We start from the raw sequence: 10192 nt of genomic DNA, 5'->3' as shown, positions 1-10192 counted from the left end.
CAGCATCCCCCGTCCCTTCGTCCGCCCCCTCCCCGGCGAACGTGCCGCACGCCTCCGCCCCGAAACGGATGCCCGGCGCGGCATTCCCCTACCGCCTCACCCGGATGGGCGTCGTCATGACGCCGGAACCGGGCAACGACCTCGAGGCGGAGGGCGTGCTCAACCCCGGCTCCGGGCACACGCCAGACGGCACCCTGTACCTGCTTCCCCGCCTCGTCGCGACCGGGAACGTCTCCAGGGTCGGACTCGCCCGCGTGATCATCACCGACGGCGTGCCGACGGGCGTCGAGCGCGAGGGCGTCGTCCTCGAGCCCGACCAGGGCTGGGAACGCGGCGCCCACAACGCCGGCGTCGAAGACCCGCGCGTCACCTTCGTCCCGCGGCTCGGCCTGCACGTGATGACCTATGTCGCATACGGCCCGCTCGGCCCGCGCACGGCCCTCGCGGTCTCCGCCGACCTCCGCAGCTGGCGCAGGCTCGGCCCGGTGCTCTTCGCCTTCGACGAAGCACTGGACATGGACCTGAACCTGTTCCACAACAAGGACACCGTCTTCTTCCCGGAGCCCGTCACTGGTCCGAACGGCGTGGAGTCCTTCGCGGTGCTGCACCGGCCGATGTGGGACCTCGGCGAGGTCAAGCCGGGTGAAGGCATCCGGGTGCCCGCCGGGGTCACCGACACCAGGCAGAGCATCTGGATCAGCTACGTGCCGGTCGCGGATGTGCTCGCCGACGTGACGAAGCTCGCGTTCTGGAGCGGCCACCGATTCCTCGCCGGGCCGGAGTTCGCGTTCGAAGAACTCAAGATCGGCGGCGGACCCGCCCCGCTGCGGGTGCCGGAGGGCTGGCTGCTCCTGCACCACGGCGTCACGGGCGTGATCGACGGCGCGTTCTCGCAGCAGCAGAAGGTGAACTACGCGGCGGGGGCCATGATCCTCGACGCGGACGACCCGACGATCATCCTGCAGCGCACGACCGAACCGCTCCTGAAGGCCGAGACGCCCGACGAGCTCAGCGGCATCGTGCCGAACGTGGTCTTCCCGACCGCGATCGAGGAGATCGAGGGCCGGACCTACGTCTTCTACGGCATGGCCGACTCGAAGATCGGCGTCGCCCGCCTGGACCGCACCACCCTGGACCCGACTGCCGGATAGTTCCGGAACCCCCCGTTCGGCACGTCCGCCCAGTTGCGGAAGGAGCACCTTCGTCGACTCGACGAAGGTGCTTTTTCCGTGACTCCGGGGCGGATGGCGCCGCCTACGCCGCCGGAATCGGCGGGTGCGGGACCGGTGGGTGCGTGGCGGACGCGGGCTCCCCGGCTGCGGGGTTACCGGCTGCAGGGTTTCCGGCTGCAGGTGCCGCGATCGGCGGGCGCAACAGGCCGAGGGCCGCCTTGAGGTGTGCCTCCGCGGCCTCGGCGTCCTCGTCGGAGAGGCTCCCGCTCCGGCTCGCGGACAGGTTCGCCTCGATGACCGCTCGGAGCACCTCGTCGCGCTGGATCTTGAGACCGCGCGGGGCGTCGACACCGATGCGGATGCTGTCGCCGCGCACATCGAGGACGGTGATGACGATGTCATCGCCGATGAGGATTTTCTCCCCCGGCTTGCGCGTGAGAACCAGCATCATGCCAGCCTAGCGCGGGCATCGGGCGTGTCAGGGAGGCGGGCTGCTGGCGGTCCGAGCGTCGCGGATGCTGCCGGGGCGCCGTCGACCCAGCCGACCGGAATCCCGAGGTCGTCGACGGTTTCCGGGGAGGATGTCGTCGTCGACCCGACCACGGCGACCGCGTCGATCGGAATGATCGCCGCGACCAGCCCGACCCACTCGGCCGTGTCAGAGGGCTTCCGGCCGGCATCCACCACAACCCAGGTCTGGTCCGCGCCGACCATGAGCAGGTCACCGCCGAGGTACTCGCGGTCCCCCGGGGTCTCGCCGATGCCGAAGGCGAGGAAACACGTGCGCCCGCGGGCGACTCCCCCGGCGCGCGCCGCGAGGGCAGAGCGCCGGTCGTCGACGCGACGGGCCCCCTCCGACACCACGGAGCCGGCCACGAGCACCTCGGCGGCCCCGTCCATGGCGGCCATCATCCCGGCGACACGCAGGGTCTCCGCGGGCGCGCCGACGAGCACGACGAGGTCTCCGGGATGGGTGAAGGGTCGCGGCACGGCCGCCGTGCCCGCCCGTCCTGGCAACGGATGCCCGGCCAGGGCCGACAGGGTCGCCGGCCGTTGGCGTGTCCCCGCGTCACGCGGTGCGCCGGCACCGGTCACGGCACCGGTCACGGAACCGGACGGCTCCGGCTCGCGCAGGGGAAGCGCCCCGGACACCCGCTCAGGAACGGGCTCGGCCACCGTGAAGGTGAGTTCGTCCATCAGCTGGGCGAAGCCGGCGGACCCGGTCGAGAGCAGCGGGGTCTGGACCGAGGTTCGCGGCCTCGCGAGGGTTCCCGCATCGTCGGCCCCGTCGGCGTCCTCGAGCAGGGCGAGGATCCCGAGCCGCGCGGCGCGTCCGGGGTGGGCGTCACCGATTCCGTCACCGTCACCGCCGCCCTGATCGTCGCGCTCGAGCGGCACCATCCGCACCGGCTGGGCGTGCGCGGCCCGGCGGCGCCGCTCGGGCACCTCGACCGTGACCTCGTAGTGGCGCCGGGCGAAGAAGCCGCGGATGCCGCCGACCGTGACCCGTTCGGCCGAGACGATGCGGGCATCCGCACCGTGTTCGGCGAGGATGCGTGCCTTCAGTTCCGGAAGCGTCGGACCGTCAAGCTGAAATCGTTTCGGTTCCACGGACCACCCCCACGGTCTCGATGGCGACGTTCGCGGAGGTGACCTCGAGGTAGGACAGCACCGGGAGCCCGCCGGTCTGCGCGGAGACGAGCCGGTGGATCGCCGGGCGGAGGGCAGGGGCGCAGACGAGCACGGCGGTCAGCCCGCTCGCCTCCACGGTGGCGAGCGAGGCCTTGAGCGAGCCCAGGATCGCGTCGATCCGCGCGGGTTCGAGCATGATCTGGGTGCCCTGCTCCGAGGCGCGCATGCCCTCGAGCAGGGACTGCTCGAGGCCTGGCTCGATCATGATCACGCGGAGCAGGCCCTCGTCGAGGTACTGGGCGGCGAGAGCCGGCCCGAGGCCCTGCCTCGCGGCTTCGATCAGGCCCTCCGGGTCTGTCGATGCCTTCGCCCGGAGCGAGAGCGCCTCGTAGATCCGGGAGAGGTCGTTGATCGGGATCTGCTCCATCAGGAGGCCCTGGAGCACCCGCTGCACCTCGGCGAGCGACAGCATGCCGGGGATCAGGTCGTCGACGGCGGCCGGGTTGACCTGCTTGACGCCGTCGGTCAGCACCCGCACGTCCTCCCGGGTGAGGAGACGCGCCGCGTTCCCGGTGACGATCGAGGAGAGGTGGGTCACGAGCACGGACACCCGGTCGATCACGGTCGCTCCGGCCATCTCCGCGCTGTGGCGCATCTCGCTCGGCACCCACTTGCCGGCGAGGCCGAAGACGGGCTCGACGGTCGCGGTGCCCGGCAGGCCCTCGAGGTTGTCGCCGAGGGCGAGCACTTTGCCGGACGGTGCGAGCCCGCGGCCGGCCTCGACGCCGGCGATGCGGATGACGTAGGTCGCAGAGGGCAGTTCGACGCTGTCGCGGGTGCGGACCGGCGGAACGACGACGCCGAGGTCGATCGCGATCTTGCGGCGCAGGGCGCGCACCCGGGCGAGAAGGTCGTCCTGGGCTCCCGAGACGAGGTCGACGAGGTCCGAGGCGAGCAGGATCTCGAGGGCGTGCACCCGCATCGACTCGATCAGGTCCTCAGGGGTATCCGAGCGCACCGGCGCCCGTTCGGCCACGACGGCGGCCGCCTGCCTGGCCTGCTCGCGGGCTTCGCTCGCCTTGATCCGCTGGGAGACGAGCAGCAGGCTCGCCCCGGCGACGACGAACGGGAGGATCGGCATCCCGGGGATGAGCGCCATCAGCAGGGCCGCGCCGCCGGCGATCATGAGCGCGTTGCGGGACTGGGTGAGCTGCGCGGACGCGGTCGCCCCGATGTCGGACTCGGCGTTGGACCTGGTCACGATCATGCCGGTGGACACGGCCATCAGCAGGGCCGGGATCTGGGTGACGAGCCCGTCGCCGATGGTCAGGAGCGAGTACGTGCTCATCGCGTCGGTGATCGACATGCCGCGCTGGATCATCCCGATGCCGATGCCGCCGACGAGGTTGATGATGATGATGATGATCCCGGCGATCGCGTCACCCTTGACGAACTTCGACGCGCCGTCCATCGCGCCGTAGAAGTCGGCCTCCGCTGAGACTTCCGCCCGGCGTTCCCTGGCCTGGGTGTCGGTGATCAGGCCGGCGTTGAGGTCGGCGTCGATCGCCATCTGCTTGCCGGGCATGGCGTCGAGGGTGAACCGGGCGCCGACCTCTGCGACCCGCTCGGCGCCCTTGGTGACGACGACGAACTGGATCACGACGAGGATCAGGAAGATGACGGCGCCGATGATGATCGACCCGCCGACGGCGACCTGTCCGAACGAGGCGATCACCTGGCCCGCGTAGCCGTCGCCGAGCACCAGGCGGGTGGATGCGACGTTGAGGCCGAGCCGGAACAGCGTCGCAACGAGGAGGAGGGACGGGAAGACCGAGAAGTCGAGCGGCTTCTTGACGAACATGGTCGTGAGCAGCACCACGAGGCCGAGCAGGATGTTGACGATGATGAGCATGTCGAGGAGCACGGCGGGGACCGGGACGACGAGGAGCAGGATGATGCCGACGACGCCGATCGGGACGGCGAGCCTGGCGAGGGTGGTCTTCATCGGGAACCTCCGGTGGAGTGAGCGGCGGAGTGGGAGGCGGAGCGTGAGGATGAACCGGGAGCGGACGCCCGGGAGAACACGGGCGTCGCAGCGTGGGCGGCCGGGGTGAGAGTGTGCACGCCTGCGTCCTCGCCGTAGCCGGTCGTGTACCCGGAGCCGCGCGCCGAGCCGCGGGTCTTGAGCGCGAGCACGAACGCGAGCACCCGGGCGACGGCGTTGTAGAGCTCGACCGGGATCTCGTCGCCGAGCTTGCAGGCGCTGTGCAGGGCACGGGCGAGCGGGATGTCGCGCACGATCGGCACCCCGTCGGTCGCCGCCTGCTCGCGGATGCGGAGCGCGATGACCCCTGCCCCCGTCGCGACGACCCTCGGTGCCGACTTGCCCGGCTCGTAGCGGAGGGCGACGGCGAAGTGGGTCGGGTTGACGAGCACGACGTCGGCGGTCGAGACGGACGCGATCATCCGGTTCCGGCTCATGGCGAGCTGCCGGGAGCGGCGTTGCGACTTGATCCGAGGATCGCCTTCCGAGCTCTTGTTCTCGTCGGTGACCTCTTTTTTGGTCATCCGGGTGCGTTTCCGGTTGCGGCGCATCACCACGAAGACGTCGGCGGCGGCGAGCACGAGGCCGGAGACGACGGCCGCCTGCACGAGCGATGCTGCGCCTCCCCCTGCCGCGTCGATCAGTGCGGCGACCGGGAGTCCGCCCGCGGTCATCAGGATCGGGGCGAGCCCCTGGATCACCAGGGTCAGCACGACGCCGACCGCCGCGGTCTTCAACAGTGCCTTGACACCCTGCCAGACAGCCTGGCCGCCGAAGGTGCGGCCGAGCCCGGTGACGAGATTGAACTGGTCGTACTTGCCCTCGAGTTTCTTGAGGTGCACGCCGCCCTGGGCTGCGGCACCGATGAGCACGACGGCGAACACGGTCGCGAGCATCGGGGTCAGGGTGCCGGCGAGCGAGGAGAACGCGTCGCCCATCAGCTGCTCGGCGAGTTCGGGGCTCGGATTCGCGACGATCGCGTGCAGTCCGTCGAGCTGGCTGGCGCCGGCCTGGGACCCGAGGCTGATCGTGACGGGGGCGAGGGCGGCGGCGGAGCCGATGCCGATCCACGCGGTGAGGTCCTGCGACTTGGAGAGCTGGCCCTTGGCGCGGACCTCCTTCATCCGCTTATCGGTGGCCTGCTCGGTCTTTTCGCCGGAGTCCGACATCTACTTCACCCCGAGCATGGTCGTGACGGCGGTGTCGGTGAGGGCGGACACGATGCGCGGAAGCGCGACGAAGGCGCTCGCGCCGAGGGTGAGGGTGATCAGGATCTTGAGCGGGAAGCCGAGGGCGAAGGCGTTGAGCGCGGGCGCGACCCGGGTGAGCAGGCCGAGGCCGGCATCCGCGAGGAAGAGCACGACGATGAGCGGTCCTGCGATCTGCACGGCGGAGAGCAGCAGCTGGCCGACGGCGTTCGTTGCGGCCTGGACCGGGGCGGCGAAGTCCATGCCCCCGCCGATCGGGATGGCCGTGAAGCTCCGGGTCAGGCCGCCGATGATGAGCTGGTAGCCGCCGGACGCGAAAAGGAGCGCGATGGCGGTCATCTGGTAGAGCCGGGTGAACATGGCGCCGTTGACCATCGCCTGCGGGTCGAAGCCCTGGGCGAGCTGGAATCCGCCGAATTGGTCGATCAGGTTGCCGGCCGACTGCACGGCGGAGAACACGATCAGCACGAGGAAGCCGAGCATGCCGCCGACGACGATTTCGAGCAGGAGCGCGAGGATGAAGCCGCCGGTGTCCGGGGACACGTAGCCGGGGGTGACGACGGGCGAAACGGCGAGGGCGAGCCCGAGGGAGAGCATGCCCTTGATCCGGAGCGGGAACGCGTTGTAGGAGAACGGCGGGGCGATCACGAGGAAGGCGATGAGGCGCACCCCGGCGAGCATGACGGCCTCGATCCAGGTGAAGTCGAGGGTGATGTTCATCAGCCGCCGCCGATGAGTGTCGGGATCTTGTCGAAGAGCGCGGTCGTGAAGGAGACGATCTCGGAGATCATCCAGTGCCCGCAGATGAGCAGGGCGAGGCAGACGGCGATCGCCTTGGGCACGAAGGAGAGCGTCACCTCCTGGATCTGCGTGATCGACTGCAACAGGGAGATGGCGAAACCGACGACGAGGGCGGTGATCAGGATCGGCGCGGAGAGTTTGCCCGCGACGATGATCGCCTGCATGCCGATGTCGAGGATGGCGTTGGTGTCCATCAGCCACCCCGGTAACTGGTGATGAGGGTCGTGATTATCAGTCCCCAGCCGTCGACGAGCACGAACAGCAGGATCTTGAACGGGAGCGAGATCATCACCGGCGGCAGCATCATCATGCCCATCGACATCAGGGCGGCGGAGACGACGATGTCGATGACGAGGAACGGGATGAAGATGACGAAGCCGATGATGAAGGCTGCGCGCAGCTCGGAGATCATGAACGCCGGGATCAGGGTGAGCAGGGACACCGCGTCGCGGCTGACCGGGTTGGCCTGGTCCGCGGCCCTGGTCATCAGGGCGAGGTCTTCCTCGCGGGTGTGCGCGAGCATGAAGGTGCGCAGTGGAGCAGAGCCGATCGTGACCGCGTCGTCGAAGGAGAGCGTGCCGTTCAGGTAGGGCTGCAGGGCGTGGTTGTTGATGTCGGTGAGCACGGGCGCCATGATGAACAGCGACAGGAACAGGGCGAGGCCCGCGAGCACCTGGTTCGGCGGGATCGACGGGAGCGCGAGGGCGTTCCTGGTCATCGCGAGCACCACGAAGATCTTGGTGAAGCTCGTCATCATGAGCAGGAGCGCCGGGGCGACCGAAAGCAGGGTGATGCCGATCAGGGTCACGATCGCCGAGGACGGTGAACCGTCCGGGCCGTTGATGTCGACGCTCAGGCCGGTGCCTGCCGCGGGCGTCGGGGTACTCGGCGCCACCGGGTCGACGGGGGCGACCGGGGCGATCGTCGCGGCGTGGCCTGCGCTCGTGGTGAGCAGCACGACGGCGAGGACGATGACGAGCACGAGCGCCGCCATCACGAGGAGCCTGGTGAAGCGCACCCGGTCAGCGCGGCGGAGTGCATCGGAGCGCGGGGCACGGAGCCCGGGCAGGCCGGGGCGCAGGGCGCGGGTGTTCACCGTCCCTGCCGGAGTGCCGCGGCAGTCTGCTGCCACGTCGCCGGCGAGAGGATCGATCCGGCCAGGCGGTTCGGCCGGGAGCTCGAGCCCGGTCCGGACTCGGCGCGCAGGGCTGACTCCGCCGCGCGGGTGCCCCGGTCGTGGCGGGGACGGAAGGTGAGCGGCGCAGGGAGCGTCTCGTCATCGGCCGCAACGCTCGCGGCCGCCTTGTACGCGCCCGTTGCGGTCGTCGCGGCGATCCCCGCGGAGCGTCTCGTGTCCGTGTCCGTGTCCGTGTCCGTGTCCGTGTCCGCCGCGTGCAGCGTGGTGGCGAAGCTCTCCGCCGGGCTCAGCGCGTCGTGCAGCACGGTGACCGACTGTTCCGTGACTCCGAGCACAAACCTGCGGCCTTCCACGTCGACGACGACGACGGATGCCTTCTGGCCGAGGCCCTGCCGGCCCACGACCGACACGAGGCTGGCCTTGGGGCCACGGCGGGTGCCCTTCTGCATGCGGCGCTGCAGGACCCAGAGGAGGCCGACGACGACGGCGAGGGACAGCGCGACGCGGAGGGCGACGAGGAGGGTGTCCACCTAACTCAGGCTCTCGGCGACATCGAGGATCTGGGTGATCCGCACGGCGTAGTCCTGGTCGACGACGACGATCTCGCCGTGGGCGATCAGGCGGCCATTCAGCAGGATGTCTGCAGGGGCTCCCGCGGAGCGGTCGAGCTCGATCACGGCGCCGGGTTCGAGGGCGAGCACGTCGCGCACGGACATCCGGGTACGGCCGATCTCGACGGTCAGGGCCATTTCGACGCTGTTGATCCGGCCGAGCTTTCCGACGACGGACCGGTTTCCGGTGCGCGGGATCCCGGAGATGGCGCCGTTCTCGCGGAGGCGGATCGCAAACCAGGCGCTCACGACGCCCTCGCTCGCGAGCTCGAAGACGCTCGTGTCGGCATCCGCGAACAGGGACGTGACGTCTTCGAGGCGGGAGGCGCCGAGTACGCCGATGCCGAGGACCGTTGCGGCGCTGTCGAGGGCGGGGCGGAGCACGTCGAGGCTCGAGAAGGCGCCATTGCCGGCTGCTGCGTCGAGGGAGTGCGGGTCGGTGAGGACGATCGCGAGGTCGGCGCTCGTGACGCCGACGAAGGAGGCGACGACGCCGGCGCCGAGCCGGCCGGCGAGGGATTCGCCGGCGCACGGGGTCGCCTCCAGGCGGGTGGGCGTTGGCAGGACCGTGAGCAGGGCCTCGACGAGATTGCGGATGGCGGTCGTGGCAGGGCTCATGGGGACAGTTCCTCGGTGTCGGTGACGATGCAGGCCAGGCGGGAGCCGTTGGATCCGACGGCGGCCCTGGCCAGGGTGTGCCCGTCGACGACGAGGTCGAGCGGGCGGTGCCTGGAGTGCGGGACAGGCAGCAGGTCACCGACGGCGAGGCCGAGGATGACGCTCGGAAGCACCCGGATCGGGCTGAGCTGCAGGGACAGGTCGACGGGCACCCAGGCGAGCTGGGCGTTCAGCTTCTCCTGTTGTTCCTCGGCGGTGATGACCGGGATCGACTCCCCGAGTTGGGGAAGCAGGGTCTCGGCGGGCAACGCGAGGGTGGCGGTCGAAGTCGTCTCGCCGACCCGCATCGAGAACGTCGCGACGATGACGAGATCGCTCGTCGCCGCGGCCTGGGCGAACTGCGAGTTGTACTGGATGCCGCCGAACGAGATCGGCAGGACGAGGAGCGTCCCGAGGGAGTAGCGCAGGTCCTCGAGGGCGTCCTCCATCAGGCGACGCACGAGGGCGAGTTCGATCTGGGTGAAGGTGCGCTCGGGAAGTGGAGGGACCTCGCTGCCACCGAGCATGTGGCTCACCCAGGACAGGGCCGCCGCGGTCGGGAACTGGATGACGGCCTTGGCCGCGAGGCTGCCTACCGGGCAGAGCACCATCGCGGTCGACGACGGCAGCGAGCTCGCGTATTCGTCGTAGCTGCGCATCAGGACGTGCTCGCAGGTGACCTGGGACATCACGCGAACCTTCGCGGTCAGCTGGGTGCCCCACTGGCGCGCGAAGGTCTCGAAGGCGAGCTCGAGGACACGCGAGTGCTCGCGCGCGAGGGTCGTCGGACGTCGGAAGTCGTACACCTCGACCGTGCGCTCGGGCGCTGCGGGCACGCCAATGCTCTTGTGTTCCTGGACCGTCACGACTGCAACTATCGGCCGGTGAATCCGACCGGTAAGCAGTCCGCAGGGAATTCGTTCGAAATC

11 protein-coding genes are annotated in these 10192 nt (G+C 70.0%); 1 reads left to right on the top strand and 10 read right to left on the bottom strand.

All coding sequences use genetic code 11. The features are described 5' to 3' along the window. Nucleotides 1–68 precede the first annotated feature (68 nt). Complete coding sequence (locus tag QN357_RS05300; RefSeq protein ID WP_322137319.1) at nucleotides 69–1151, top strand: glycosidase; 1083 nt, start codon at nucleotides 69–71, stop codon at nucleotides 1149–1151. Nucleotides 1152–1254: 103 nt separating this feature from the next. Here the strand turns inward: QN357_RS05300 and QN357_RS05295 are convergent, their stop codons facing one another. The 10 genes from QN357_RS05295 to QN357_RS05250 form a co-directional block, all read right to left on the bottom strand. Continuing rightward, nucleotides 1255–1620, bottom strand: a complete 366-nt coding sequence (locus tag QN357_RS05295) for a carbon storage regulator (RefSeq protein ID WP_322140780.1) — start codon at nucleotides 1618–1620, stop codon at nucleotides 1255–1257. Further along, complete coding sequence (locus tag QN357_RS05290; RefSeq protein WP_322135966.1) at nucleotides 1620–2783, bottom strand: hypothetical protein; 1164 nt, start codon at nucleotides 2781–2783, stop codon at nucleotides 1620–1622. The genes QN357_RS05295 and QN357_RS05290 overlap by 1 nt, the downstream gene beginning before the upstream one ends. Further along, nucleotides 2758–4809 (bottom strand): flagellar biosynthesis protein FlhA, encoded by a 2052-nt coding sequence (locus tag QN357_RS05285; protein WP_134448969.1) that lies wholly within the window; start codon nucleotides 4807–4809, stop codon nucleotides 2758–2760. Before QN357_RS05285 ends, QN357_RS05290 begins: the two co-directional genes overlap by 26 nt. Next, nucleotides 4806–6017 carry an EscU/YscU/HrcU family type III secretion system export apparatus switch protein gene (locus tag QN357_RS05280; RefSeq protein ID WP_322140779.1) on the bottom strand — a complete coding sequence of 404 codons (1212 nt, stop codon included), beginning with the start codon at nucleotides 6015–6017 and terminating at the stop codon, nucleotides 4806–4808. The genes QN357_RS05285 and QN357_RS05280 overlap by 4 nt, the downstream gene beginning before the upstream one ends. Next, nucleotides 6018–6776 carry a flagellar biosynthetic protein FliR gene (locus QN357_RS05275; RefSeq protein WP_322135970.1) on the bottom strand — a complete coding sequence of 253 codons (759 nt, stop codon included), beginning with the start codon at nucleotides 6774–6776 and terminating at the stop codon, nucleotides 6018–6020. It abuts the gene before it with no gap. Next, nucleotides 6776–7051, bottom strand: a complete 276-nt coding sequence (fliQ, locus tag QN357_RS05270) for a flagellar biosynthesis protein FliQ (protein WP_134448966.1) — start codon at nucleotides 7049–7051, stop codon at nucleotides 6776–6778. The genes QN357_RS05275 and fliQ overlap by 1 nt, the downstream gene beginning before the upstream one ends. Further along, entirely contained in the window at nucleotides 7051–7851 is an 801-nt protein-coding gene (fliP, locus tag QN357_RS05265) for a flagellar type III secretion system pore protein FliP (protein ID WP_134449006.1), read from the bottom strand. The genes fliQ and fliP overlap by 1 nt, the downstream gene beginning before the upstream one ends. A 98-nt stretch (nucleotides 7852–7949) precedes the next feature. Beyond that, nucleotides 7950–8525, bottom strand: a complete 576-nt coding sequence (gene fliO / locus QN357_RS05260; RefSeq protein ID WP_323504624.1) for a flagellar biosynthetic protein FliO — start codon at nucleotides 8523–8525, stop codon at nucleotides 7950–7952. Then, nucleotides 8526–9224 carry a flagellar motor switch protein FliN gene (gene fliN, locus QN357_RS05255; protein WP_134448964.1) on the bottom strand — a complete coding sequence of 233 codons (699 nt, stop codon included), beginning with the start codon at nucleotides 9222–9224 and terminating at the stop codon, nucleotides 8526–8528. It abuts the gene before it with no gap. After that, nucleotides 9221–10129 carry a flagellar motor switch protein FliM gene (locus tag QN357_RS05250; protein ID WP_241985086.1) on the bottom strand — a complete coding sequence of 303 codons (909 nt, stop codon included), beginning with the start codon at nucleotides 10127–10129 and terminating at the stop codon, nucleotides 9221–9223. Before QN357_RS05250 ends, fliN begins: the two co-directional genes overlap by 4 nt. Between the last annotated feature and the right edge of the window lie 63 nt (nucleotides 10130–10192).

It is taken from the genome of Cryobacterium sp. RTC2.1 (assembly GCF_035018685.1).
Taxonomy (GTDB): domain Bacteria; phylum Actinomycetota; class Actinomycetes; order Actinomycetales; family Microbacteriaceae; genus Cryobacterium; species Cryobacterium glucosi.
The sequence above is the reverse complement of the archived record's forward strand: the minus strand, read 5'-3'. Positions and strand labels throughout refer to the sequence as shown.

Bases quoted from the DNA above. Each gene is read 5' to 3' on its own strand.
- QN357_RS05280 (WP_322140779.1), bottom strand. From the start codon at position 6,017: ATGTCGGACTCCGGCGAAAAGACCGAGCAGGCCACCGATAAGCGGATG.
- fliP (WP_134449006.1), bottom strand. From the start codon at position 7,851: ATGGCGGCGCTCGTGCTCGTCATCGTCCTCGCCGTCGTGCTGCTCACC.
- fliQ (WP_134448966.1), bottom strand. From the start codon at position 7,051: ATGGACACCAACGCCATCCTCGACATCGGCATGCAGGCGATCATCGTC.
- QN357_RS05285 (WP_134448969.1), bottom strand. From the start codon at position 4,809: ATGAAGACCACCCTCGCCAGGCTCGCCGTCCCGATCGGCGTCGTCGGC.
- QN357_RS05275 (WP_322135970.1), bottom strand. From the start codon at position 6,776: ATGAACATCACCCTCGACTTCACCTGGATCGAGGCCGTCATGCTCGCC.
- QN357_RS05300 (WP_322137319.1), top strand. From the start codon at position 69: ATGCCCGGCGCGGCATTCCCCTACCGCCTCACCCGGATGGGCGTCGTC.
- fliN (WP_134448964.1), bottom strand. From the start codon at position 9,224: ATGAGCCCTGCCACGACCGCCATCCGCAATCTCGTCGAGGCCCTGCTC.
- QN357_RS05295 (WP_322140780.1), bottom strand. From the start codon at position 1,620: ATGCTGGTTCTCACGCGCAAGCCGGGGGAGAAAATCCTCATCGGCGAT.